At 38.0% G+C, this 25030-nt stretch carries 23 protein-coding genes, 1 tRNA gene and 1 pseudogene; 12 read left to right on the forward strand and 13 right to left on the reverse strand.

Features of this window, described 5'->3' with window-relative positions:
• Window positions 1-221 precede the first annotated feature (221 nt).
• On the forward strand, window positions 222-443 hold the full coding sequence (locus tag A3Q34_RS13500; protein WP_070375825.1) for a TIGR02922 family protein: 222 nt from the start codon (window positions 222-224) through the stop codon (window positions 441-443).
• A 99-nt stretch (window positions 444-542) separates the two neighbouring features.
• Here the strand turns inward: A3Q34_RS13500 and ccmE are convergent, their stop codons facing one another.
• The 5 genes from ccmE to ccmA are packed head-to-tail and all read right to left on the reverse strand — an operon-like array spanning window position 543 to window position 3453.
• Window positions 543-1058: a cytochrome c maturation protein CcmE gene (gene ccmE / locus A3Q34_RS13505; RefSeq protein WP_070375826.1), complete on the reverse strand. Its 516-nt coding sequence runs from the start codon at window positions 1056-1058 to the stop codon at window positions 543-545.
• Window positions 1055-1330 carry a heme exporter protein CcmD gene (ccmD, locus tag A3Q34_RS13510; protein ID WP_070375827.1) on the reverse strand — a complete coding sequence of 92 codons (276 nt, stop codon included), beginning with the start codon at window positions 1328-1330 and terminating at the stop codon, window positions 1055-1057. Before ccmD ends, ccmE begins: the two co-directional genes overlap by 4 nt.
• On the reverse strand, window positions 1330-2076 hold the full coding sequence (locus A3Q34_RS13515; protein WP_070375828.1) for a heme ABC transporter permease: 747 nt from the start codon (window positions 2074-2076) through the stop codon (window positions 1330-1332). Before A3Q34_RS13515 ends, ccmD begins: the two co-directional genes overlap by 1 nt.
• Window positions 2076-2768, reverse strand: a complete 693-nt coding sequence (ccmB, locus tag A3Q34_RS13520; protein WP_070375829.1) for a heme exporter protein CcmB — start codon at window positions 2766-2768, stop codon at window positions 2076-2078. The genes A3Q34_RS13515 and ccmB overlap by 1 nt, the downstream gene beginning before the upstream one ends.
• Window positions 2769-2778: 10 nt before the next feature.
• Window positions 2779-3453, reverse strand: a complete 675-nt coding sequence (gene ccmA, locus A3Q34_RS13525; RefSeq protein WP_404842433.1) for a cytochrome c biogenesis heme-transporting ATPase CcmA — start codon at window positions 3451-3453, stop codon at window positions 2779-2781.
• Between the two features lie 366 nt (window positions 3454-3819).
• Between ccmA and A3Q34_RS13530 the strand changes: the two are divergent.
• The 5 genes and pseudogenes from A3Q34_RS13530 to hemH all read left to right on the forward strand — a co-directional run bounded on the left by A3Q34_RS13530 (window position 3820) and on the right by hemH (window position 9299).
• Window positions 3820-5834 (forward strand): annotated as a pseudogene (locus tag A3Q34_RS13530) (heme lyase CcmF/NrfE family subunit).
• Window positions 5834-6400, forward strand: a complete 567-nt coding sequence (locus A3Q34_RS13535; RefSeq protein WP_070375830.1) for a DsbE family thiol:disulfide interchange protein — start codon at window positions 5834-5836, stop codon at window positions 6398-6400. The pseudogene A3Q34_RS13530 and the gene A3Q34_RS13535 overlap by 1 nt, the downstream one beginning before the upstream one ends.
• Entirely contained in the window at window positions 6400-6873 is a 474-nt protein-coding gene (locus A3Q34_RS13540) for a cytochrome c-type biogenesis protein (protein WP_404842434.1), read from the forward strand. The genes A3Q34_RS13535 and A3Q34_RS13540 overlap by 1 nt, the downstream gene beginning before the upstream one ends.
• A 9-nt stretch (window positions 6874-6882) precedes the next feature.
• Window positions 6883-8148 carry a c-type cytochrome biogenesis protein CcmI gene (ccmI, locus tag A3Q34_RS13545; RefSeq protein WP_070375831.1) on the forward strand — a complete coding sequence of 422 codons (1266 nt, stop codon included), beginning with the start codon at window positions 6883-6885 and terminating at the stop codon, window positions 8146-8148.
• A 122-nt stretch (window positions 8149-8270) separates the two neighbouring features.
• Window positions 8271-9299: a ferrochelatase gene (gene hemH / locus A3Q34_RS13550; protein ID WP_070375832.1), complete on the forward strand. Its 1029-nt coding sequence runs from the start codon at window positions 8271-8273 to the stop codon at window positions 9297-9299.
• 422 nt (window positions 9300-9721) lie between these two features.
• Here the strand turns inward: hemH and A3Q34_RS13555 are convergent, their stop codons facing one another.
• The 4 genes from A3Q34_RS13555 to pepA all read right to left on the reverse strand — a co-directional run bounded on the left by A3Q34_RS13555 (window position 9722) and on the right by pepA (window position 15225).
• Window positions 9722-9931: a cold-shock protein gene (locus A3Q34_RS13555; RefSeq protein WP_070375833.1), complete on the reverse strand. Its 210-nt coding sequence runs from the start codon at window positions 9929-9931 to the stop codon at window positions 9722-9724.
• 373 nt (window positions 9932-10304) lie between these two features.
• Window positions 10305-13187, reverse strand: coding sequence for a valine--tRNA ligase (locus tag A3Q34_RS13560; protein WP_070375834.1), 2883 nt, complete (start codon window positions 13185-13187; stop codon window positions 10305-10307).
• Window positions 13188-13208: 21 nt separating this feature from the next.
• Window positions 13209-13679: a DNA polymerase III subunit chi gene (locus A3Q34_RS13565; RefSeq protein WP_070375835.1), complete on the reverse strand. Its 471-nt coding sequence runs from the start codon at window positions 13677-13679 to the stop codon at window positions 13209-13211.
• A 37-nt stretch (window positions 13680-13716) separates the two neighbouring features.
• Window positions 13717-15225, reverse strand: coding sequence for a leucyl aminopeptidase (gene pepA / locus A3Q34_RS13570; RefSeq protein ID WP_070375836.1), 1509 nt, complete (start codon window positions 15223-15225; stop codon window positions 13717-13719).
• Window positions 15226-15466: 241 nt separating this feature from the next.
• Here pepA and lptF point away from each other — a divergent pair, with 241 nt between their 5' ends.
• Window positions 15467-16612: an LPS export ABC transporter permease LptF gene (lptF, locus tag A3Q34_RS13575; RefSeq protein ID WP_070375837.1), complete on the forward strand. Its 1146-nt coding sequence runs from the start codon at window positions 15467-15469 to the stop codon at window positions 16610-16612.
• Complete coding sequence (gene lptG, locus A3Q34_RS13580; protein WP_197517592.1) at window positions 16612-17679, forward strand: LPS export ABC transporter permease LptG; 1068 nt, start codon at window positions 16612-16614, stop codon at window positions 17677-17679. Before lptF ends, lptG begins: the two co-directional genes overlap by 1 nt.
• A gap of 94 nt (window positions 17680-17773) precedes the next feature.
• Here lptG and A3Q34_RS13585 read toward each other — a convergent pair whose 3' ends face one another.
• Both A3Q34_RS13585 and A3Q34_RS13590 read right to left on the reverse strand, forming a co-directional pair.
• Window positions 17774-18274: an RDD family protein gene (locus tag A3Q34_RS13585; protein ID WP_070375839.1), complete on the reverse strand. Its 501-nt coding sequence runs from the start codon at window positions 18272-18274 to the stop codon at window positions 17774-17776.
• 185 nt (window positions 18275-18459) lie between these two features.
• Window positions 18460-19221, reverse strand: coding sequence for an ice-binding family protein (locus A3Q34_RS13590; RefSeq protein ID WP_070375840.1), 762 nt, complete (start codon window positions 19219-19221; stop codon window positions 18460-18462).
• Window positions 19222-19665: 444 nt separating this feature from the next.
• Here A3Q34_RS13590 and A3Q34_RS13595 point away from each other — a divergent pair.
• Together A3Q34_RS13595 and ppiC are read left to right on the forward strand one after the other, a co-directional pair.
• A tRNA-Leu gene (locus tag A3Q34_RS13595) sits at window positions 19666-19750 on the forward strand.
• Window positions 19751-19875: 125 nt separating this feature from the next.
• Entirely contained in the window at window positions 19876-20154 is a 279-nt protein-coding gene (gene ppiC / locus A3Q34_RS13600; protein ID WP_070375841.1) for a peptidylprolyl isomerase PpiC, read from the forward strand.
• Between the two features lie 252 nt (window positions 20155-20406).
• Here the strand turns inward: ppiC and A3Q34_RS13605 are convergent, their stop codons facing one another.
• Together A3Q34_RS13605 and A3Q34_RS13610 are read right to left on the reverse strand one after the other, a co-directional pair.
• Entirely contained in the window at window positions 20407-21021 is a 615-nt protein-coding gene (locus A3Q34_RS13605; RefSeq protein WP_070375842.1) for a hypothetical protein, read from the reverse strand.
• Window positions 21022-21099: 78 nt separating this feature from the next.
• Window positions 21100-21789 carry a hypothetical protein gene (locus A3Q34_RS13610; RefSeq protein WP_070375843.1) on the reverse strand — a complete coding sequence of 230 codons (690 nt, stop codon included), beginning with the start codon at window positions 21787-21789 and terminating at the stop codon, window positions 21100-21102.
• Between the two features lie 265 nt (window positions 21790-22054).
• Between A3Q34_RS13610 and A3Q34_RS20590 the strand changes: the two genes are divergently transcribed.
• Both A3Q34_RS20590 and A3Q34_RS13620 read left to right on the forward strand, forming a co-directional pair.
• Window positions 22055-22453 carry a hypothetical protein gene (locus tag A3Q34_RS20590; protein WP_070375844.1) on the forward strand — a complete coding sequence of 133 codons (399 nt, stop codon included), beginning with the start codon at window positions 22055-22057 and terminating at the stop codon, window positions 22451-22453.
• Between the two features lie 998 nt (window positions 22454-23451).
• A complete protein-coding gene (locus tag A3Q34_RS13620; RefSeq protein ID WP_070375845.1) occupies window positions 23452-25023 on the forward strand; it encodes an ATP-binding protein in 1572 nt (523 codons plus the stop codon).
• Window positions 25024-25030: the final 7 nt, after the last annotated feature.

The following is a 25030-nucleotide window of genomic DNA, read 5'->3' on the forward strand; positions in this document are numbered from 1 at the left end:
TTAAAATTTATGGCAGTCTAAATAAACAGCTATATATTAATGTGAATATCCGTTTAACGGATTGCTTTTAGAAGATGTGGTTTTGTATTATTGATTATGGTATTTTATTTCATCAGTTATTTATTAAGTTTTGATCTTTAGCCGTTATAGAATGATAATTATACGTGGCAATTATTCAATGAATTTATATATAACAATAATAACAATAATAAGAGAGAATAATGCAAATCTACCAAGAAAAAATAGTAACCTTGATTTATTACAGTGATGACTCCCTAGAACTTCTACATAAGATTGAATCATTTTTACAATCAGCAGAAGGGCGTGTGGTTATTCCTGAAAGCTTTAAGAAAGGTAAGTCGATTATTGCTGTTTGTGAAGGTGAGATTAACATTCTTAATAAAATCGGTGATCGTATTATTTCGGCTTATGATGTTGCTTAATTAAACGATTAAACGATTAAACGATTAAACGATTACAATAAAAAACGCTACACCAAGACAAATATAATATTTATCTTGGTGTAGCGTTTTTGTTTTTTACTAGTAGGTTTTCTTTTCTAACTGTTCTTTACTGTAACTGGGTTTTTGATGCTTTTCACCCATGTCATCAGCTAATTCTTTCGGTATGTAGTTCTCGTCATGTTTAGCTAATACTTCAGAGGCCTCAATAAAATTGCCATTAACTAACATACCATTTGCGACTATACCTTGGCCTTCACGAAATAAATCAGGCAGTATGCCGTCATAATGCACCTTGATGACAGGGTCAGAATCATTAAAAACTATTGGCATTCTCATATCTACAAGTTCAAAAGTCACGTCTAAACTTGATGGGTCACGCTTAACACTACCAGGTACCACTAAACCACCAATGCGAAGACGTTGTCCGTCAATAGGTTTTATGCCGGTATCATCTTTACCCTGATATATTTCAGAGGGTTTATAGAAAAGATCTATATTTTGGCTTAATGCATAAAGCACAAATCCAGCAACGACACTTAGGCCGACTAAAATAGATATAACGATGGTTAAACGTTTCTTACGACGTGGATTCATGAAACAACCTTATTAGAGTTTTTGGGTAAATTTTTTAAAACAGCGATATTGCTATCAGTTTGCTCTGCTTGCGCTGAATTTTGTTGAGCCGCTTTGCGTAACTTCTTTTCGCGCTGTAAACGAAGTGCTATTTTTTGTTTAACCTTTTTATGGTTGCTAAGACTGCTATAAATTAACGCGGCTAATAAAAAAGCACTAACGCCATAAGATAACCAAACAAAAAAAGCATAACCGCCCATATCAAAAAAGGCTGAAATACTATCAAACTGCATTATTTAATGCCCTCTGCGGTGATCAATTCACGTACCCAAGGACGCATACTATTACGTGCTAATATTTCGGTACGAAAACGGATAGAAATAACAAATGTTACCAACATGGCGATACCTAAAAAGCAGATAACAAATGGCCAGAACATATCCATACTCATTGAGGGAGCACTCATTTTACTTACGGTTGCTCCTTGATGAAGGGTATTCCACCATTCGACAGAATACTTAATAATAGGAATATTGACAACGCCAACGAGTGATAGAATGCCTGCGGCTTTACCTGCAAGGTTTTTATCCTCAAAGGCATTGTGTAAAGCAATAACACCTAAATAGAGAAAAAGTAGCACTAATTCAGACGTTAAGCGCGCATCCCATATCCACCAAGTTCCCCACATAGGTTTACCCCAAGCGGCGCCGGTAAATAATGCTATAGCGGTAATAACAGCTCCCACGGGTGCCATGGCTGCCGCCGATGCATCAGCCAGCCTGAACTGCCAGACTAAACTACAAAAAGCCGCTGATGCCATAGCTAAATATATACTCATTGATAATATAGCTGTTGGCACATGGATATAAAAAATTCTAAAACTGTCACCTTGTTGATAATCAGCTGGCGCAAAAACTAACGCCCAGATAATGCCAATAGTGAGTAAAGTGATCGTAATCTTTGCAATCCAAGGTAATAGTTTACCGACAAAGCGATACGACACTTCAGGATTTGCATAAGGATGTAGCCATTTCCACATTAGTTAGTACTCACTTTTAATGCTGCACTAACAGCAAAGGGGGCTAAGGTTAACGAGCCAAAAAACAATGCGGCAATTATAGCAAGTTGTCCGCTGTAAGGTAAGTTCATTGCCGCAGTATCTATGGCACTAGTCGCAAAAATCAATATTGGAATATAAAGTGGTAAGACTAATAAACTGAGTAAGACCCCACCTTTTTTAATACCGACAGTTAATGCAACACCAATAGCACCTAATAAACTGAGCACGGGGGTGCCGAGTAATAACGTTAGCATTAATGCCCCATAGCTATTTTCATTTAAATGTAATAATACGGCAAGTAACGGTGCAATAAAAATAAGGGGTAAGCCAGTAACCAACCAATGCGCAATAATTTTAGCCAGTACTAATATAAATATGGGATGAGGACTCAGCATCATTTGTTCTAAAGAACCATCTTCGTGATCAGATTTAAATAAGCGGTCGAGTGATAATAATGTCGCAAGTAAAGCCGCAACCCAAATAATACCAGGTGCAATACGCGCTAAAGTTGTCGACTCAGGACCAATACCAAGCGGGAATAAAGTCACGACAATGATAAAAAATAACAGTGGATTAATAATATCGTCGCGATGACGAAAAGCAATTGTAAGATCTCTTTTGATGATTAAGCTAAAAGCGGACGTATATGATAAATTATGAACGGTTGTCATGTTATTATCTCTAATAAAATCGGTAATCTAAAGTGATTTTTTTCACCTTATCTTCAGGATATGATAAGTCTTGGTGTGTGGTCAATATAACACAGCCACCACGCTGAGCATGTGCGAGAAACAATTGCTCTAATGTATTGACACCACGCTTATCGATGGCGGTGAAAGGTTCGTCTAATATCCAAATAGGCGCGGTACTTTGCCATAAACGTGCAAGTGCAATACGGCGATGCTGCCCGGCACTTAAATGTGAAGCAAGGGCATCTTCAAAACCTAACAAGTTTACTTTTTCTAACGTTTCTTCTGCTGTTGAAATGTCATTGCCATGCAAGGCAAGATTAAATACTAGGTTCTCTTGAGCGGTCATTTCACCTTTTACACCCGGTAAATGTCCTAAATAGAGTAAGTTTTGATGAAAGGCATCGCCATGGTCAACAATATTTTCTTGTTGGAATAACACGCTACCGTCATAGGGTTGAGATAAACCCGCTAAAATACGTAATAAGCTAGTTTTACCTGATCCATTTGGGCCTTCCACCTGTATAATATCACCGCTAGATACTGAAAAATTAAGTGCTTCAAATAATATTCTATCTTCACGAATACACGTTAATTCGTTAGCACAGAGCAATACTTGCTTATTCGTTCGTTCGTTCGGTGGTTGAATATTTTGAGAGTTTGCCAAAAGAATCACTTTTTGAATAATTTAAATACCAAATTTATGGAACAAATATTAACGTAATTTGCTACATAAAGAGTTGATTTAGATCGTAATACCAAGTTGGGTATTATCATACTATATCGGTCGGTAAAGGCTAGCCCTAGCAATGAGAAAATTAATCATTTATTTTCGTATTACATTAATGAAATTACTCACCATATAGTGCTAGAATTACCAAAATTTTTAGTTTGAATTGTTTTTCTTTAACTTGCTATTTACCGTTAATTGAACAACAAACTCACTAAAACGCCATATTAATGGTGTCTTTAATTGATAATTTTTGTATTCAGTAAATACGCTGAATCGGAGAAAGTAATGATCCCTGAAGTAATGCTCCCTGAGTTAGGACATTTCGCCCTTATAATTGGTTTAGCTTTTGCAATATGTTTAAGCATTATTCCATTAGTAGGATTGGCAAGTCATCAAGAGCGATTAGTCGGCTATGCTAAACCCTTAACCTTTGGCATGTTTGCCTTTACAGCCATTAGTCTGATTATTCTCGGTTGGAGCTTTGTCGTTGACGATTTTTCGGTTAAATATATTGCAGGTCATTCAAATTCTCATTTACCTTATTATTTTAAAATAAGTGCAGTATGGGGGGGCATGAAGGTTCGCTGTTGTTGTGGGTTTTCTCACTAACCGCTTGGACTGCCGCTGTTGCTAAATTCAGTAAAGGCATCGACGAAGCCTTTATTGCTAGAGTATTAGCTGTCTTGGGTATGGTAGCTGTTGGCTTTATGCTGTTTACGCTATTAACTTCTAACCCCTTTGAACGCTTATGGCCAATGGTCCCCACAGAAGGTCGCGATTTAAACCCATTACTACAAGACATTGGCTTAATTATTCACCCGCCGATGCTTTATTTAGGTTACGTCGGTTTCTCTGTTGCTTTTGCTTTTGCTGTTGCTGCGTTAATGTGTGGCAAGTTAGATGCTGCTTGGGCTCGATGGGCAAGACCTTGGACTGTTGCCGCATGGATATTTTTAACTTTAGGTATCGCTTTAGGTAGTTGGTGGGCTTACTACGAACTTGGCTGGGGCGGATGGTGGTTTTGGGATCCCGTAGAAAATGCTTCCTTTATGCCATGGTTGGTTGGTACGGCACTTATTCATTCATTAGCCGTGACTGAAAAACGTGGTACGTTCAGGAATTGGACCGTGTTATTAGCAATATTTGCCTTTAGTTTAAGCCTATTGGGTACTTTCTTAGTACGTTCAGGTGTTATCACTTCTGTACATTCATTTGCCGCAGATCCTGGTCGTGGTTTATTTATTTTATTATTACTGGCGATTGCGGTCGGTGGTTCATTAACACTTTATGCCTTTAGAGCAAGTACAGTACAAACGTTTAGTCGTTTTGCCTTGTATTCTCGTGAAACGGCACTGCTAATTTGTAACATTATCTTAGTTGTGGCAACGGTTACTGTTTTATTGGGCACCTTATATCCGTTGTTGGTTGATTCTATGGGCTTAGGAAAAATTTCTGTTGGGCCTCCGTATTTCAATGCGGTGTTTGTGCCGATCATGAGTTTGCTTTTTGTTGTCATGGGAATTGGTCCGTTAATTCGCTGGAAAAAAGCTAAGCAAGGTGAATTGCGCAAACAAATGATGAGTCCACTAGTGATCAGCGTTATTGTTGGTCTTGCTTTCCCATTTTTATACGGTGGTGAATTTGTGCCCTTGGTTAGTATGGGTATAGGTTTAGCCTGTTGGGTTTTTCTGGTCGTTCTTAAAGAATTAACGAATCAAATAAACTCGGGTAATGACAAAGGGAAATTTTCTAAGCTGACATTAAGCCAGTGGGGCATGACCTGTGCTCACATGGGGATAGCGATCACTATCGTTGGTGTAACGATAGTCTCTGTTTATGAAAGTGAAACTAACGTAAAAATGCACATTAATGAAAAAGTTCAAATTTCTGATACCGATTATGAAATCGCTTTTAAAGGTATTAAGCAAGTAAAAGGTGCTAACTACAGTGCCGAACAAGGTCAGATAGAAGTGTACAATAATGGTGATTTTGTTACGCTTTTGAAACCTGAACGTCGCACATACTTAGTACAGACTATGGGAATGACTGAAGCGGGTATTGACCCAGGTTTATTCCGTGATATTTATGTGGCATTAGGTGATCCCTTAGAAGGAAATGCTTGGGCAGTTCGTGTTCATTACAAACCCTTTGTTCGTTGGATATGGTTGGGTGCAATATTTATGTCGTTTGGTGGGTTTTTAGCGATATTAGACAAGCGCTACCGTCGTAAAAAAGTCAGTAACACCACCAATAAAAAGTCAATAAACACAGCTAGCGCTGATGAACTAGCAACAAATAATCAGGGAAATGCGTAATGGGTAAGTTAATTCGTTTAATTCCACTGATATTGTTTATTGCTTTAGGGGCTATTTTATTTCGCGGTTTATCGCTTAATCCGACTGAACTACCTTCGGCGTTGATTGGCAAAAAATTCCCTGAGTTCAGTTTACACTCGGTATTAAACGCTGATCGAACTGTTACGACAGCTGACTTTAAACCGGGTATAAAACTGGTGAATGTTTGGGGAACTTGGTGTCCATCTTGTCGTTATGAGCACGAATACTTGAACGAATTGTCTAAAACAAATCGTTTTACTATTTATGGTTTAAATTATGATGATCAACGTGTTGATGCGGCAAAGTGGTTAACCCAGCTAGGTAATCCTTATCAATTCTCGGCCTTTGACGAAGAGGGAAAATTAAGTGTTAATTTAGGTGTATACGCAGCACCAGAAACTTTTGTGGTGGACCACAGTAATATTATTCGCAAACGTTATGCGGGTCCATTAACTCCACAAGTTTGGCAAAACGAATTTGAGCCACTTATCACTCAAATAGAAGCAGAATTTTTAGCTTCGTCAACGAGCAAAGGAAGCCAGTAATGATGTTCAATAAATTGTTAGTTGCTGTATTTTTAACGACGGTTACCTTGCTGAGTTCATTTGTTCTAGCCAGCCCGGTTGATACTTATGTCTTTAAAGATAAGGTCACCGAAATTCGTTTTAATGCCCTTAATAAAGAATTACGTTGCCCTAAATGTCAGAATCAAAATTTGGCTGATTCTAATTCACCTATTGCCGCAGATCTTCGCCGTGAAGTTTATGACATGCTTCAACAAGGTAAGGCTGATATGGAAATTGTTGATTTTATGGTGTCACGCTACGGTGAGTTTGTTTTATATCGCCCTAGGGTCTCTAGCTTAACTTATCTTTTATGGTACGGCCCTGCAGGGCTATTATTTATTGGTGTGATAGTCGTCGTTATTATTCTTCGTCGAAAGCCAGTTAAAAATGCCCAACAACCATTAAGCAATGATCAAAAAAATAAGCTTGATCAAATTCTAAAGCATAAATAAGGCTGTCTCATGGAATTAATCTTTATCATTATTGTCTTTTTATTGCTGGTTTTAGCAGTAGTGTGGGCACCATTTATTAAACAACACCAAAACAACATCTCGATTGATGATACTCAGCGTGACGAAACTAATGTGCGCTTATACCACGAACATAAAGCTGAGATAGAAAAAGACTTTCAGCAAAATAATATTGATGATGAAAATTACCAATATTTACTAACAGAGCTAGATAATACTTTATTGCAAGATATGGAAAATCAAGATCTTGCAGATAAAACGCCACAAGAAACGAAAGTATTAGCTATGGCTTGGCCTGTTGGCTTGTCTGTTTTTATTTTAGCTTTTAGTTTTTATCTATATGCTGAAATAGGCACTTATGAAAAATTGACAACAATGACGCCTCAAGAGCCAATGCAGCAATCGGCTAATGCGGAACAACAAACTATTAATGAATTAAAACGCTTAATGGATGTCACTAAAACCGAACCAGACAACTCAGATGCTTGGTACGCTTTAGGTCAATCTTTAGTCACCGTCGGTGAATTTGACAGTGCAGTAAAAGCTTATGACCAAGTTTTACGCATTGAAGGCCCGCAAGCCGATGTGTTTGGTGCTAAAGCCCAAGCGATTTATTATAAGAACGAACAACAAATTGATGAAAGGGTACAAGGATTTATTGATCAGGCTTTAGCGATAGACCCGAGTGATCCTTCCACAAATATATTACTAGGTATGCATAGTTTTACTGCTGGTAAGTATCAAGTGGCTATTTCTCATTGGCAACGTGTTGTTGATTCAGATAAAAAGAATGTCAATAAGCAAGCATTAATTGAAGTTATTGATGAAGCGAAAAAGCGTATTGCCCAACCCAATATGACCGACGATGCTAACAGTCAAATCGAACCAAGTATTGCTGGTCCCAAGCTAACGCTTAACGTTACATTAAGCGATGAAATACAAACCTTGCTGTCAGTGGGTGATGATAAAACGGTTTTCATTTATGCTATATCTGCAGATACTTCTCGGGGGCGTATGCCTCTTGCCGCCGTTAAATTAGTCGCGAGTGATTTGCCCATAACCATAGTACTTAATGATGCAAGTGCAATGACGCCACAAGCTAAGTTGAGTGATGTCGATGTGGTACACATTTATGCAGTCGTTTCTGCTTCAGGCGGCGCTGGTATTAAATCAGGTGATTTCAAAGCTGAACTTAACAATGTGCCAGTAACGACTACAGAGCAATTGAATTTAGTCATTAGTAATATCGTTCCATAATTTAAATATAGTATGGGTTTGAGCCTTTAACACATCAGATTGAACTGATTCTTGTTTGGTGTGTTAGGGTAAGCTTACCCGTTGTCTTTTTGTCGTCATTTAAAAAATAGAGTATCGAATTCATGCCTAAATTTAGTGGACGTTTTCACGGCCGTACCAAAGAAATACATAATAAAACGGCTAAAGTTGGTGTTTTACTCACCAATCTTGGCACACCTGAAGCACCTACTGCATCAGCTTTGAGACGCTACTTAGGCGAGTTTTTATCTGATCCTCGGGTCGTTGAAATACCTCGACTTATTTGGTTAATGATCTTGCATGGTATTATTTTAAGGGTTCGACCTAAAAAATCAGCAAAGCTCTATGAAAGTATTTGGACACCATCAGGCTCACCTTTATTGGTTATTAGCCAACAGCAAAAAGACGCAGTCGCTAAAGTGCTCACTGAGAAATATGGCGATGATGTCAGAGTTGAGCTGGCAATGCGTTATGGTAAGCCTACAATCGACGAGGCTTTAGACAGATTACAACTTGCAGGAGTCAGTAAGATAATTACTTTACCTCTGTATCCCCAGTATGCAGGTCCAACGGTTGGTTCTACTTTCGATGCGGTCGTTAATAAAATTAAATCGTGGCGTTGGATCCCAAGTCTAAGTTTTATTAGTGGTTATCATGACAACCCTAAATACATAGCGGCCCTTGCGCAAAGTGTAAATAAGCATATTGCCGAACATGGTAAGCCGGATAAGTTAGTATTATCTTTTCATGGTATGCCTAAGTATTTCTTAGAGCAGGGTGACCCTTATTATTGTTGTTGTGCAAAGACAACGCGTTTATTAATGGAAACGTTAGCCTTTACCGAGGATGATTTTGTGATGACCTTTCAGTCACGCTTTGGTAAAGCAGAGTGGTTACAACCTTATACCGATGTAACGCTTGTTGATCTTGCTGCTGATAATAAGCATGTCGCTATTATTAGCCCAGCATTTAGTGCTGATTGTTTAGAAACTTTAGAAGAGTTAGTGCACGAAAACCGAGATATGTTTATTGGTGCTGGTGGTGAAACGTATCATTATATTCCAGCTTTAAATACCGATGAAATGCATATTGATGCGATTGTAGATATCATTTCTGCAGAGATAACTCACTAACTAAAATAAGGCACCGTATTTTATAGCCTTGCTGATACCTTTCACGGGTGTTTCCGCTGCGCTATTTAATAACGGTGTCACTATTGTAAACCTCCCTTCATTAGCTCACTTCTTTTTATTAATTAACAAACACTATGGCTGCGCCAATAAGTTCTTTTAAAACGCGATTCATCTGCCCAGCCGTACAAATAAACTCATAGCAATAAGAATACATACTCTTGTTCAATCACTGATGCGTTTTTTGATGATCTTTAGTAATGACTTTGTTAATGGCTTTGATAGCAACGGGGTGTTTGAAGGTATGTGGGTTCTTTAAAAACGTGGTGGGTTGAATTTTAGTATAAAAAAAAGCGCAACAATTTTCATTGTTCCGCTTTTTTATTCGGATCCTAAGATCCTTTAATAACTACAATAAGTCGTTATTAAGAAGCAATTACGTTTTCAGCTTCAGGACCTTTTTGTCCTTGCTTGATAGTAAAAGTAACAGCTTGGCCGTCAGTTAGTGTACGGAAACCGTCACCAGAGATAGCGCTGAAGTGAACAAAAACGTCAGGTCCGTTATCTTGCTCGATGAAACCGAATCCTTTAGATTCGTTAAAAAATTTTACTTTACCAGTTACTGAATCAGACATGTCAACATTTCCCGTAGGTCATTAATTAAAAAATAGTAATAAGTGGATTATCCACTATGAAATATACGGAGTAAATGCTCTCTACCTATAAAAGTACAGACAGAGAAAGGTTTCCAATAACACAAACTAGTAGCGTCTGAGGTTAATCAATAATCGACCTTGTTAAATTAAGGTAAATAGTTGAAATATCCTTCTCCCGAAACGCAAAAACTCAACGCAAAAGTATGTTAGCACAATATTTTCTTGAAATCCTATAAAAATCTTAAGATTTGATGACTTTTTTATGACATAAAAAAGCCAGCTAAGATGCTGGCTTTATTAGATATTTATGATTGAGAATCATTATTATTATCAATCATAAGATAAACAACGCTTACAACGCCGAAATTTGTACTATTTGTTCAGCAAGCTTGGCTAAGGCCGATTCGGTATCAGCTAACTTGGTCTTTTCTTTGTTGATAACTTCTTCAGGAGCTTTACCAACAAACTTTTCATTGCTCAATTTCCCACGGGTTCTCTCAGCGTCTTTCTCTAGTTTATCGACCGCTTTTGTTAAACGGGCTAGCTCAGCTTCTTTATCAATTAATCCCGCCATTGGGATTAATACTGATAAATCACCAACAACAGCGGTAGCAGACAGGGGTGCATTGTCCTTGTCTGTTAATACCGTAATACTTTCAAGTTTAGCTAAGGCACTTAAAAACTGTTGATTTTCGTCTAAGCGACGTTGGTCGTTAGCATTAACATTTTTAAGCAGTACCGGTAATTCTTTACTGGGTGAAATATCCATTTCGCCGCGAATATTACGTATAGCAACAATAAACTGTTTAACCCACTCTAAATCACCAATAGCCGTCTGGTCACATTGGCTTTCATCAAACTGAGGAAAGCGCTGGACCATAATACTGGCGTTTTCATTACCTTTGTTATCAGCAACAAAGTTACTTAATGGCACAACACGTTGCCAAATTGTTTCAGTGATAAATGGCATAATAGGATGCATCAAGCGTAATAAGCTTTCGAGCACAGTCACTAAGGTATGACGAGTACCACGTTGCTGTGCTTCGCTACCTTTAAACAATACTGGTTTTGTTAACTCTAAGTACCAATCACAAAATTGGTTCCAGGTGAACTCGTATAGTGCTTGTGAAGCTAAATCGAAACGAAAGGCTTCAAAAGATTCATGGACAGTTTTTACGGTTTGCTGGAATTGACCTAATATCCAACGGTCTGCTAATGAAAACTCCATTTCACCTTGTTGACCATTAACGACTTTACCGCAGTCTTGCTCTTCGGTATTCATTAACACGTAACGACTCGCATTCCATAATTTATTACAGAAATTACGGTAACCGTCTAAGCGTTTCATGTCCCAGGTAATGTCACGGCCTGTTGATGCAACTGAGGTTAAGGTGAAGCGTAATGCGTCAGTACCATGAGCTTCAATACCTGCTGGGTATTCTTTCTTGGTTAGCTTAGCTATTTTTGCCGCCAATTTTGGCTGCATCATGTTGCCGGTGCGCTTTTCCAATAACTCATCAAGGGCAATGCCATCAATCATATCAAGAGGATCGACAACGTTGCCTTTTGATTTACTCATCTTATCGCCATTTTCATCGCGAATAAGACCGGTAACATAGACTTTTTTGAACGGTACTTGTGGTTGGCCATTTTCATCTTTAATGAAATGCATGGTCATCATGATCATGCGGGCAACCCAGAAGAAAATAATGTCAAAGCCAGTAACAAGTACATCAGTTGAATGGAATTTTTTAAGATCTTCCATATTGCTTGGCCAGCCTAAGGTAGAAAACGTCCATAATGCTGATGAAAACCAAGTGTCGAGTACATCATCGTCTTGCTTTAAGACAAAATCTGCCGCTAACGTGTATTTAGCACGCACTTCAGCTTCGGTTCTACCGACATAAACACCACCATCTTCATCGTACCAGGCTGGAATTCTATGTCCCCACCAAAGCTGACGAGAAATACACCAGTCTTGAATGTCACGCATCCAAGCGTTGTACATATTTTCATACTGTTTAGGCACAAACTCAATTTGACCCGTTGCTACCGCGTCAACGGCAGGGCCCACTAAAGGCGCGGTGCGAACATACCATTGGTCGGTTAATAATGGCTCAATAATCACACCTGAACGATCACCATAAGGTGCGACCAAATCATGATCTTTTACTTCAACAAGTAAACCTAGCTCGTCAAATTTAGCGACAATGGCTTTGCGGGCAACAAAACGGTCGAGCCCTGCAAATTCACTTGGTAATTCAGTGCTGTAGGCATCAGAATGCTCGCCGTTATTTTTATAAACTTCAGCACTTGCTAAAATAGCAGCATTTTTATCTAAAATATTGATTAATGGCAAATTATGACGTTTACCGACTTCATTATCGTTAAAGTCATGTGCAGGTGTGATTTTGACACAACCTGAACCTTTGGTCATATCAGCATGGTCATCGCCAACAATAGGGATTAAACGATTAACTAAAGGTAATAAAATATGTTTGCCGATCAGATCTTTATAACGGTCATCTTTAGGGTTTACCGCAACACCGGTATCACCTAAAACAGTTTCTGGTCGAGTTGTCGCTACCACTAAGTAGTCTTTACCTTCAGCAGTTTTAACGCCATTAGCCAAAGGATAGCGTAAGTACCACATGTGACCTTTTTTATCTTTGTTCTCAACTTCTAAATCAGAAATAGCGGTATGGAATTTTGGATCCCAGTTAACTAAACGTTTACCACGATAAATTAAGTCGTCTTCAAATAAGCGAACAAAAACTTCTTGCACCGCTTCAGACATGCCATCATCCATAGTAAAACGTTCGCGAGACCAATCGATAGAGTTACCCAAACGGCGCATTTGCTTGCCAATCGTGCCACCAGACTCGTCTTTCCATTCCCATACTTTATCAATAAAAGCTTCACGACCGTAATCGTGACGAGTTTTATCTTCTTCGGCAGCAATTTTACGTTCTACCACCATTTGTGTGGCAATACCCGCATGGTCCATTCCGGTTTGCCATAAAGTATTTTTACCTTGCATACGCTGATAACGAATTAAGGTATCCATAATAGTTTGTTGGAACGCGTGTCCCATATGCAAACTACCGGTAACGTTTGGTGGTGGTATAGCAATGCTATAGCCATCTCCTTCACCTGTAGGGCTAAAATAACCTTGCTCTTCCCAACTTTGATAAAGAGACTGTTCGATTTCTGAAGGATTGAATGTTTTTTCCATGGGGATGACTACTTAACTTGATTAAAGTGCATTAATTGACTGTGACGGTTGTGGCGCGGTTTGATTATCCACTTGAAATCCCCATTGACGATAGCCTTTATAGCGCTCTCGAGCTTGTTGTTTTAGGGTTTCATCACTGGGTACAAAGTCAACAATGTGTGAAAATTGATTAGCAAAGTGAGGCACTGTGCTGGTTAAATTTATTAAAATAGCGCGTCGGTTAGTGGGCGGTTGCCAACTAATTTCAACGGCAGCGCCATTTTTAGGGCCTTCGCCCGGTAAATTGTGAGGAACAAAGCTGTCAGGTTCAAAGGCCCAAAGCAGTTCATCTAACTGGTGAGCTGTTTGCTGATCAGCGCAGTAAATAAATACCCGCTGATTTTGGCGATAAAAATTAGCAGCCTGCAAACAAGCATGAGCATGTGACTGTTCAGCCACCGCTTCATGCTTTGCATCTTCTTCAAGCAAATAAAACATTACTTGTGTTTGCATGTTTGCGTTGTTCCTTTTATTTCTTTTTAGTCTAGAGTTATTCGCTTTGCTCTGCGCCAGCACGATTCAATAAAAATTGAGTCAATAAGCTTACCGGACGACCAGTAGAGCCTTTATCTTTGCCACCGCTGCGCCAGGCCGTACCAGCAATATCAAGGTGTGCCCAGTGGTACTTTTTAGTGAAACGCGCTAAGAAGCAGGCAGCCGTAATAGTACCTGCGCCTTTGCCACCTAAATTGGTAAAGTCAGCAAATGGGCTTTCTAATTGTTCTTGATATTCTTCCCATAACGGCAAACGCCATGCGCGGTCACCACTTTGTTCAGAAGCATTTAACAACTCATGTGCTAATGGGTTGTGCGAACTCAACAGGCCTGATGCATGTTTACCTAAGGCAACCACACAGGCACCGGTAAGGGTTGCTACATCGATAACAAGTTCAGGATCAAAGCGTTCAACATACGTCAGCGCGTCACATAAAACCAAGCGACCTTCAGCATCGGTATTTAATACTTCAACTGTTTGTCCTGACATCGTCGTTAAAATATCACCAGGGCGATAAGCATCGCCACCGGGCATATTTTCACAACCGGCTAAAACACCAATAACGTTAATCGGCAACTGTAATTCTGCTAGGGCGTGCATAGCACCTAAAACACCCGCTGCGCCACCCATGTCATATTTCATTTCATCCATGGCTTCGCCAGGCTTTAAAGAAATACCACCGGCATCAAAAGTCACACCTTTACCAACTAAAACTATCGGATTAACATCATCACCAGCACCATTATATTTAATAATACTCATAATTGATTCATTACGTGAAGCTCGGCCAACGGCAAGGTATGAATTCATACCCAATTCTTCCATTTCTTTCTCGCCAACTATTTCGGTGCTGATATTGTCGTAATCGTGCTCTAAAATTTTAGCTTGTTCAGCTAAATAAGCAGGGTTACAGATATTTGGCGGCATATTAGCCACATTTTTACAGGTTGTTATACCTTCAGAGACAGCAAGCGCATGCGAAATAGCGCGTTCGCCCATCGGTAACTCTCGACGTGTTGGTACATTAAAAACCATTTTACGTAGAGGTCGGCGTGCTTCAACTTTACGCGTTTTTAATCCGTCAAAGCTGTATAAACAGTCTTGAGTCGCTTCAACGGCTTGGCGTACCTTCCAATAGGTATCACGACCTTTAACATGAAGTTCTGATAAAAAGCACACAGCTTCCATCGAGCCCGTTTCATTTAACGTACTAATAGTTTTACTGATAATTTGTCGGTATTGACGTTCATCAAGTTCACGTTCTTTACCACAACCGACCAGTAAAACACGTTCGCTTAAGATATTAGGCACGTGATGAAGCAGTAACATTTGCCCTGATTTACCTTCTAAATCACCGCGACGCAATAAGTTACTGATATAGCCTTCACTAATTTCGTCAAGTTGTTCAGCAATCGCTGAAAGACGGCGAGGTTCAAAAACGCCAACGACAATACAGGCGCTACGTTGCTTTTCGGGACTACCACTTTTTACGTTGAACTCCATGAGCTCTCCTAATTCGTACAAAAACAAGCTGTTTTTAAATGAAATTTACGAGTAAACTTGTTTAAATCTATAAATAATCGTTATGCTTACTTTTAAAAGTATTCAGCTACAGGCTATAATTATAGCTTGGTGCAAGCGAATTCCCCTCAGAGCAAAAATTAATATTACTTATGAAAACGACAAGTTTACTTAAAAATAGAGCAGATGTCAGAAAAAAACGATGTTTTTATAGGGAATTCTTATGATTATCTTTCGTTATTTACTTAAAGAAGTCGCTAAAACTCAATTAGCGGTTTTCTTAGTGCTGATGACCATTTTTATTAGTAATAAATTTGTTCGTATTCTTGACGATGCTGCCGAAGGAGGGATCCCCGGACACTTGGTTATGGTCTTTATTGGTTTAAAGATACCTGACTTAGCGGGAATGATTTTACCCTTAAGTTTATTTCTTGGGGTTTTATTGGCTTACGGGCGTATTTATGCCGATAGCGAAATGACAGTATTGCATGCTTGTGGTGTCAGTGAATGGTACGTAGTGCGGGTTACACTGATTTTAAGTGTTGTGACAGCGATATTTACCGGAATTTTTACGCTGTACCTATCACCTATGGCCTCAGAATATGAGTATCAAGTTAAAGAACAATTAGCCGCAGACTCGGGGTTAAGTTCGCTTATTGCTGGTCGTTTTCAAACGACAGGTAATGAAAAAGCCGTCATTTTTATTCACGATAAAAATCGTAATGACAACACCTTTGAAAAAGTGTTTGTTGCGCAACTTCCTGATAAAAAAGCCACGGATAAAAGTATTATTAATGCCAGTTTAGTTTATGCACAAACCGGACAAGTGATTGAGGAAGAAAGTGGCTCACAGCGTTTAGTCTTGAGTGACGGTACACGTTATCAAAACGATACCAAGAGTAAAGAATTCAAAGAAGTCTTTTTTGATAAGTATTATATCCAAATACAAGATCAAAAAGTGGCGCACAAAAATAGAAAGTTAAGGGCTATTCCAACCCAAGATTTATTCGAAGAAGATACCGCTGCTTTTAGTGCAGAAAGTCATTGGCGCATTGCTTTTCCTATTGCGTGTTTGATCATGACATTAATTGCCGTACCCTTAAGTGTTGTTAATCCTAGGCAAGGTAAATTTGCTAAAATGTTACCGGCATTATTGCTGTTTCTAGGTTATTTCTTGATGCTGACAGCGGTGCGCTCTGGCGTTGAGTCGGGCACAATACCTAAAAACTTAGGTTTATGGCCAGTACACTTTTTTGTGCTGGTGCTCGGCGTAAGTCTGCTTATAAAGGATCGCAGTTTTGGGATGAAAATCAAAGCTAAGCTTCCGCTATTATTTCGCAATTTTACCCGCAAAGGAACATCATCATAATGCGTATATTAGACATGTACATTGGTCGAATTATTGCATCTACAACGCTGTTAACGTTATCAGTTTTTGTCAGCCTAAGTGGTATCATTAAGTTTGTTGAAGAAATGAAAACCGTGGGCAAGGGTAACTATGATATTGCGCATGCCGCTTTATTTGTGCTTTATAAAATCCCACCCGATATTGAAATGTTTTTCCCGATGTCAGCATTAATTGGTGGTTTAATCGGTATGGGCATGCTGGCAACAAACAGTGAGCTTGTGGTGATGCAAGCGGCAGGTTTGTCGCGGGTAGACATTATAAAATCAGTGATGAAGTCAGCGACTGTTCTCGTTTTTATCAGCATGGCGGTTGGAGAGTGGTTAGCGCCGGTTGGTGAATTAGCAGCAAGACAGCTTAAAGCGCAGGCGATATCGGGCGGAAGCTTAATTTCATCCGCTGATGGAACTTGGGCGAAAGACGGCGATTATTTTGTCCATATTGGTGAAGTAGAAGACAAAGGGAAATTAAACGATGTACAAATATACCGCTTTGATAAATCATTAAAACTATCAAGTTGGTTATCTGCAGATAGTGCTATTTATCAAAAAGATGCCTGGCAGTTGCGTGATGTTGTCGATACCCATTTAAGTGAAAACCAAATGGTTACCGAGTCATCGCAGGTAAAAATGTGGACATCGAGTTTGACGCCTGAAAAACTTGGCGTCGTTATGGTTACTCCCGAAGCTTTATCATTACGGGGCTTATCTGAATACTTAAGTTATTTGGAAGAAAACAACCAAGACTCAAGTCGTTACGTTTTAGCTTTTTGGCGTAAAATAGTTCAACCACTAACCGTTGCGGTGATGCTGCTACTTGCCTTGTCTTTTGTTTTTGGACCTTTGCGTTCAGTATCGATGGGGGCAAGAATTATGATGGGAGTAGCAACAGGAATATTGTTTTTTATTACTAACGAAGTACTAGGGTCGTTAAGCTTAGTGTATCAGTTGCCAGCGGCTTTTGGCGCGTTAATGCCCAGCTTTATCTTTGTATCATTAGCGTTATACCTAATGAATAAACGGCCCAGTTAACGTTTACTTGTGCGCCTTTTAGTCGATAAATGTGATTAGAGGGCATGATAATCACATTTATCATGCCTCACTTTATTGCAGCGTATTAGTGGCTCTACAAACGTCCACGGTTAGCCTCTAACGTTAAAACCACCACTTCTGTATCGGTTAACCTGTCTTGTAAGCTTAATTTGTTTTTACGATCAAAAATCACCGTAAAGTTACCTAAACCTAATAGCGTAGGCAGTAATCTTTTTAGGCCAGTAACCTTATTGATCAAAGTACCGTCTTGGTTTTGCACACGTAAACGCCAGGCTTTCATTCCTAAGGTTTGACCGGTTTTAGACCAAAACCAAATAAAGAAAAACGACACCCAAGCAAGCTTCCAAAACTCATTTGGCCACTTTAACCAAGCCGTATTGGCAATAGCATCAGAAAAGTGTTCGTACCCCTGTAAGCCAAATAAACCAAAGTGAAAACCTAAGTACATCAATAGAAATGACATTGCGCCGGCAGTCATATAAACCGCAATGGCAATTAAAAGATCATATACCCAGGAAGCTAAGCGGCGGCGAAAACCAGCACGGGGAAAATGTTGAGATGAAATGAAAGTCATAAGTCACGTGAATAATAAATTTTCACCAGTTTATCAAACACAATAGCTAAAGTATAAGAGAGATGATTATTTGTGTTTTTTATCGCTAAAATAGTATTAAAAAACGACATACAAAAATGACAGTAGCATTGAAACTTGCCATCTTTATATGTCGTTAACGCTATTTGATTGTAGTCTCTACGTTGTTATAGAGGAGCTTCTTCATATTGCTCAGTTGGCGCGTTAATCGTGTTTTTTTGCAATGTGACAGCAGTTTGTGCCAATAATCTCCCGTTAACAGTGGTTCCAGTATTAACAGAAATCAAGGTTTTACTGAGCACGATACCTTCAAAAGATGCATAAGTGCCGAGTGCGGTATAACCTGCGACTTGCCAGAAAATATTTTTGGCTAAAGCGCCACCCGTTAAAGTCACGCGCTTGGCATTTGCCTGATTTAAATTACCTGATATTTGCATGATCCAAACATCATCCATAGTGCCATTAAAAGTAACATCTGTACTGATATTGACGTCTGAAGACCATTTATAAACGCCAGGTGCTAGTGTTAGGCCACCAATTTCACCCGCACCAAGTTCGGTATGATCAGCAGGAACTCTGCCTGCAGCATCATTGTAGGCAATACCCATATCACTGACTGCTAATCCTAAAAGGTAAGGTGAATTTATTGAGCAAGGCAGTGGACCAGCAGAGTCAACGGTATACATAGCGCCGGTTACTTCATCACAGTTGAGTAAAAGCGCAGCGCCTGTAATTGGGCTAGTGCCGACATTACCGGTAACAGCAGACGGATAAACATCAGTAATTCCAGATTTACTCAATATGGTGAAAGTACCTGCTTCGCCAAGTTCAACCGCATAGGGGCCTGCGGCCATAACATTTCCAGCAAAAATACTTCCCATAATTAAGGGGATAAGTACTTTTTTAGAATTGTTTATTAAGGTTTTCATAATATTTCTCCATATGGAATTGTCAATTTACAGTAAGTAAATTGTTACTAAGCTTTTTCCATAGTTATGTTATATCACACAAGAATGATTTTAGATTGGCATCAAATGACTTGTTTATATATTGCCCCGTGTATTTTGATTAAAATTATTTAAATTTCGATACAATAGCCGATGAAGGCAAGGTTTTTCTTGAGTGTTGCGAGCTATACATAATCGCATTGTTGAAAGGGGAACTGTCACCTAAGCATTAATTAAGTCGGTGTTTAATGCTCTAAACTTTCAAACCCCTCCAAATCGACCAAATAATAAACATACACACCAACGATTGATAAAAACTATTGCTTAATAAAGTTATTTTCGTATAATGCCGAACAGATTCATTAACGCACTGGCGTTATTGATAAACAGTTTAAATTTTTGGTAGTTACTACGAAAAATATTTAAGCCGCAGTGGTGGAATTGGTAGACACGCCGGATTCAAAATCCGGTTTCGAAAGAAGTGACGGTTCAAGTCCGTCCTGCGGTACCATAATATGAAAGCCCTGATTCGAAAGAATCGGGGCTTTTTGTTTTCCGAAAGATAATATTCAACTAAATTAGTTATGAGCCGCTATAATATGCGTGTTTATTAGATAGTATTAAAAAGGTTTCAATATGGCAGCAACAGCGCATGCACTTCACATCTTGGTTAAACATAAAGAGATAGCAGAAGATATTATTAAGCAGCTAGCTAAAGGAGCTAAGTTTCAAACATTAGCTAAAAAACATTCGTCCTGTCCATCGGGTAAAAAAGGGGGCGATTTAGGCGAGTTTAAACGAGGTCAGATGGTACCTCAGTTTGATAAAGTGGCTTTTAGCGGCGCAATATTAGAGCCCCATCTTGTTAAAACTAAATTTGGTTGGCATGTTATTAAAGTGCTTTACCGGACTTAATTTACGACGGGTGATTGTTAATATCGCTTCTTTTTAAAATCGCTGCCAAAGAAATTTTTGTTCAAGCCTGACAGCTGTCATCACATTTAAAGCCCTGCTTTTTATTAGATGAAGTTTTTTATGAAAATTTTGTTTGCAACATCAGCTAGATCTAACAATGGTAGCTGTTTTGATTAAAACAGCTGCATTACTCTAGCTATGCTACCGGTAATAAGTAATGACGTTGATAATAAAATGGTTTATCAATGATGACTAAAACTTAATAGCTAAACCAACCGAAATACTTCCATCAAGCCACAGACCATCTTCTAGCAAAGCGTGGCAGATGCTTTCTTGACAAAATAACTGATTATCCTCTTCTATATAACTTGCATAACCTCGAAGCTCTGTAACAAGAGCGACATTTTTTGATAGTTCGTAGCGCGTGCCAAAAGCCATAGTGAGGGAGGGGTAGATTTCGTCTTTACTGTCAGTTTCAAAATAAGTGGCACCGATACCTAGCGAGATGGTCGTCACATAATTTTGCTGTTTAAGCTGAGTAACGCCACTGAAATGCAAGTAGGTAATATCGAAGGATTGCTCTTGTAGATCTGAACTACTGACAAAGTCATGGCTAACGGTGTTAAGTAATATTTGTCCTTGGCCATTAGGTGAGTCTTGCCAAGCGATTGCTAAGCCATAATTTTTATCATCAGTGACAACCAGGTCTGTGCCGTTTTGGCTGTTAATTAGATCAGCACTGAACATTTGCCCGATAAAGGGAGTTATTTCTATATCTCGAGCATGGCTTGTAAAAGGTAATAGCAATAAAACTGAATTAATAAGTAGGATGCAAATGAGATTTGCTGACGTTAATGACGTTCGCATTTTATTACCTTTTTAATACGGATAAAAACATAAGTGAGTAAAGCTATTATTAGCTGGATTATTAGACTATTTCAAGCTTTACAATGTTTTTGTAAGCATAGTTGCTTGGTTATTTAATGTGATCAGTAATTTTTCAAATAACTCAATACCTATGGTTTCACCAGTGCTACCGGTTTCTTTATCAATACTTTCTACTTCAAAACGAGGTAATGTTTTAGTGATTATTGGTGCGTCTTTATGACTTATTAAATTAAGTATTGCCGAATTTACTGTTATTTTAGCGACCTTTAATAAACGTGGTGTCGTTGTAACTTGTTGCTGATTTTCGACACTAGGGTCTTTGAGGGTGAATTGAGCTATATTTTTTTGCACGGTTGATAGTAGTCGTTTGAAGCTGCCACCATCTTCGCTGTAATAAATTGAAGCACTCAAGCCATCGATGGTAATACTCTCGATAAGAATAATATCTTCTTTTAAGCTATCACGATCAACCACTAAATGAATGGCGGCAATACTTAGTGTCGATTTTTCATCGGTCGAAATATTCGATAATAGTGATGGAGCCATCACAAAATTACTAATGGTTCCTGTTCCCTGATACCCATGGACAGTTACGTTTTCAACCGTTACTTTTTGTTGGCTTAGTTGCGAACCAATATTTTGAAGTTGATTTTTAATATGAAAATTTAAAGAGTCACTGGCTAAAAACCATAGCGCAGCACCACATGATAATAATAAAACAAAAATTATGGCTGCAAATTTGTTCAAGGTTTGATCCTAAGTTGTATAGCAAATATTTATTATAACGTACTTTTATTATTGAATTTTAACTGGATAAAAATTTTAACTCAACGTCGTGTTGATAAGCGTATTTTTTATTCAGCTTGATTAAAAAAAACACATGGGATATAAGGTGAATGAATAACGAAAATTAATAAAAAATATATCTACCTATAAAATAAAATAAAAATAAAAATAAAAATAAAAATAAAAATAAAAATAATAAAAATAATAATAAAAGTAAGGATCGTTAGTGATATCTCTTAATAAAAAGTTGTGGTCGTTTAACTTCGGCTGCCTAATTGCAGGCACGTTTTTTTGGTTAATCAGTTTTGGGGTTTCTGCTCCTATCTCTGAAGTATTTCATTCTTATCCCGATTTTATACTTAATTATCATGCCGGAGTTGTAACCGCTTTTACCGCATTTTTGTTAACGGGCGCTATTATTTTTATTATGCGCAGCTTGTTCAATGTCTGTGCAAGTGAACATACATTTTGGCTAATGTTACCAAGTGTAGGTTTTATTATTTTAGCGATACTCTTTAGTCAGTCAATATTAATAACCATGCTCTATGCCGCATTCCCAGCATTAATCGTTATCTTAACCAGTGCAATAAAGAGACGGATACCTAAATATAAAACGTTAGCGTAAAGTCCTCAGTTAAGTCTTAGTAGATGATGTTTAATAACGACTGCTCATGTGATGATTTATTTTATTGGTTAATTAATCCTTTAAAAATTATCGAGCATCCTCTGCAGAGACAGTAAACTAGGTTTTACTGTCTCTAATGTTAATGCGCTTACAAAGCACATTAACCAAAATATTACTGCGCCGCTGCGTTGATATCTTGATATTAAAAAACCACCAGCAAGTCGACAAACAAAACTATTCATGATGCCAGTAGTAAATTCATTACACTAATCCCTGATAATTACCTGCATGAACTATTACCTATTTAAAAATTTGTATTTGTTATTTGTATTAAAATAATTAATCTTAAATCAGTATTTATGGCTTATCATCGACTCCATAAATAGATGCTATTGCTTCTGGTGTGTTTTTTTATATTTATCGTGAAGCTATTGAAAATTTAAAAAAACTATATCCATAAGGCGGATATTATTTCTTGTGCTACGCTAAATACACAAGCATTTTTTTTGGGCAATGATTACAAAAAGATCAACATTTAGATATGGTTGTAGCCTATAAATCCAAGATGCGAGAAATGGATAATCTGTACTTAGTGTGCGCATATTTTTTGTCGACAACATAGAAAGTGCCCCACATGAAACTGGCTATTTAGCGATGTAGTTAAAAGCTAAGGCTCTGCTTGCTGAGCGTATTAATACTGATTAATTTTCGATGTCTGATAAATCTTATTTTATATAAGGCGGTAGATATTACTATTTCTAACGCGCTAGTACAGGCACTAGAAAATATAATCGCAGCGAAATTTGTCGTTGGATTTGTTAATACATCTAAGTCAAACTTTGCTCGTTAGAGGCGTTTTTTTAATGCTTATTGATAGGTTTACATAGTTATTTTTATTGACATTAAACAAGATCAATATTTAAATGATGTCATAAAAAATTTTTTAAGTAATACAAATAGTCGTATCTATTTTACTGCTTTTATTGATGGTGTGATAAATGGAAAAATCTGGATCCTTTAATAGTAAGTTAAGCCGTAGAGTACTTATTTACATATTGCTATGTAGTTCGGTATTGTCTATCAGCTCAACTTTTCTGCAATTGTATGTTAACTACAATGAAAGTCTAACGACATTAGATCAAAGATTTAGTAATGTTGAAACAAGTTATCTTCAATCGATATCGACTAGCTTGTGGGATTTTAACGAGCCGTTAGTACAACAGCAAATTCAAGGTATTGTAAAATTACCTGATATTAGTCATGTGAAAATTGTCACAGGTTTTGGAAAAACTTATCAGTTTGGTGACGAAAATATCTCAGCCGATAAAGTGGTTGAGTACCCGATATTTTATAGCGAAAATGATATTGGTGTGCTTATTGTGACCGCGAGCTATAAAGATATTTATCAACGATTGCGGCAGCAAGCAGGCTTTATTTTAACTGCCGAAGTGATCAAAATTTTTATCGTGGCGTTTTTTATTATATTTATCGTTCATTGGCTTATCACTCGCCATATTTATCATATTACTTACTACTCGCAACAAGTTGCGGCTGATAAAATAGATACTCCCTTGGTATTAAGCTCTCGTCCAAAAGCCAAAGATGAACTCGATGAGCTTGCCGAAACGATTAATAACATGCGTACCACTTTAAAAAACGATATCTTAAAGCTTGAAGATGCTGAGAATGCGTTAATTAACCTTAACGGTGAACTTGAAGTCAAAGTGTATGACCGAACGGCTAAATTGGCCTCGAGCAACAACCAATTACAACAATCTTTAGATGACTTAACGTTAGCAAAAGATCAACTAGTACAATCAGAGAAAATGGCCTCTTTAGGGCAATTAGTTGCGGGGGTTGCACACGAAGTTAATACACCATTGGGTATCTGTGTTACATCGATAACGGCATTAAAAGAGAAGGTCTTGGAGTTAAGCCATTCGGTAGAAACTGAAAATCTGACCAAATCACATTTAACTAAAACCTTGAGTCTGTTGATTGAATATCAGAATATTATTGAAAGGAGTTTAAACAAAGCGGTTGAATTAATCAGAGGCTTTAAATCAGTTGCTGTTGAGCAACATACCGACCCAGAGTTGAAAATTAATTTATTCAGACACGTTAATGATGTTGTTAACACGGTAAAAACCCTGTTTAAACGTAAAAAATATGTCATTAATATCGAAGTTGATGAAAAACTTAATTTGCTTACTTATCCAAGCGCATGGAATCAAATTCTGACAAATTTTTTAACCAATTCGCATATTCATGGTTTTGATGAAAGAGAAAGTGGTGAAATCTCAATAAAGTTTGTTGAGGATAATGGCTTCTTAACACTGACCTATAGTGATAATGGCAAAGGATTAGATAGCAGTGTTGTTAATCGTATCTTCGACCCTTTTGTTACAACCAAACGTGGTCAAGGTGGTTCAGGTCTAGGCATGAATATTGTTTATAATTTAGTGGACGCAAAATTAAAAGGCACTATAAAATGCCTAGATACAAAAGTAGGCTGTAGTTTTGAGGTTAGGGTACCGATAAAGGATAAACAAGGTGAACTTGAAGCATAAATCTTAT

This window comes from Colwellia sp. PAMC 20917, from assembly GCF_001767295.1.
Lineage (GTDB): Bacteria > Pseudomonadota > Gammaproteobacteria > Enterobacterales > Alteromonadaceae > Colwellia_A.

Bases quoted from the DNA above. Each gene is read 5' to 3' on its own strand.
- A3Q34_RS13500 (WP_070375825.1), top strand. From the start codon at position 222: ATGCAAATCTACCAAGAAAAAATAGTAACCTTGATTTATTACAGTGAT.
- ccmE (WP_070375826.1), bottom strand. From the start codon at position 1,058: ATGAATCCACGTCGTAAGAAACGTTTAACCATCGTTATATCTATTTTA.
- ccmD (WP_070375827.1), bottom strand. From the start codon at position 1,330: ATGCAGTTTGATAGTATTTCAGCCTTTTTTGATATGGGCGGTTATGCT.
- A3Q34_RS13515 (WP_070375828.1), bottom strand. From the start codon at position 2,076: ATGTGGAAATGGCTACATCCTTATGCAAATCCTGAAGTGTCGTATCGC.
- ccmB (WP_070375829.1), bottom strand. From the start codon at position 2,768: ATGACAACCGTTCATAATTTATCATATACGTCCGCTTTTAGCTTAATC.
- A3Q34_RS13535 (WP_070375830.1), top strand. From the start codon at position 5,834: ATGGGTAAGTTAATTCGTTTAATTCCACTGATATTGTTTATTGCTTTA.
- A3Q34_RS13540 (WP_404842434.1), top strand. From the start codon at position 6,400: ATGATGTTCAATAAATTGTTAGTTGCTGTATTTTTAACGACGGTTACC.
- ccmI (WP_070375831.1), top strand. From the start codon at position 6,883: ATGGAATTAATCTTTATCATTATTGTCTTTTTATTGCTGGTTTTAGCA.
- hemH (WP_070375832.1), top strand. From the start codon at position 8,271: ATGCCTAAATTTAGTGGACGTTTTCACGGCCGTACCAAAGAAATACAT.
- A3Q34_RS13555 (WP_070375833.1), bottom strand. From the start codon at position 9,931: ATGTCTGATTCAGTAACTGGTAAAGTAAAATTTTTTAACGAATCTAAA.
- A3Q34_RS13560 (WP_070375834.1), bottom strand. From the start codon at position 13,187: ATGGAAAAAACATTCAATCCTTCAGAAATCGAACAGTCTCTTTATCAA.
- A3Q34_RS13565 (WP_070375835.1), bottom strand. From the start codon at position 13,679: ATGCAAACACAAGTAATGTTTTATTTGCTTGAAGAAGATGCAAAGCAT.
- pepA (WP_070375836.1), bottom strand. From the start codon at position 15,225: ATGGAGTTCAACGTAAAAAGTGGTAGTCCCGAAAAGCAACGTAGCGCC.
- lptF (WP_070375837.1), top strand. From the start codon at position 15,467: ATGATTATCTTTCGTTATTTACTTAAAGAAGTCGCTAAAACTCAATTA.
- lptG (WP_197517592.1), top strand. From the start codon at position 16,612: ATGCGTATATTAGACATGTACATTGGTCGAATTATTGCATCTACAACG.
- A3Q34_RS13585 (WP_070375839.1), bottom strand. From the start codon at position 18,274: ATGACTTTCATTTCATCTCAACATTTTCCCCGTGCTGGTTTTCGCCGC.
- A3Q34_RS13590 (WP_070375840.1), bottom strand. From the start codon at position 19,221: ATGAAAACCTTAATAAACAATTCTAAAAAAGTACTTATCCCCTTAATT.
- ppiC (WP_070375841.1), top strand. From the start codon at position 19,876: ATGGCAGCAACAGCGCATGCACTTCACATCTTGGTTAAACATAAAGAG.
- A3Q34_RS13605 (WP_070375842.1), bottom strand. From the start codon at position 21,021: ATGCGAACGTCATTAACGTCAGCAAATCTCATTTGCATCCTACTTATT.
- A3Q34_RS13620 (WP_070375845.1), top strand. From the start codon at position 23,452: ATGGAAAAATCTGGATCCTTTAATAGTAAGTTAAGCCGTAGAGTACTT.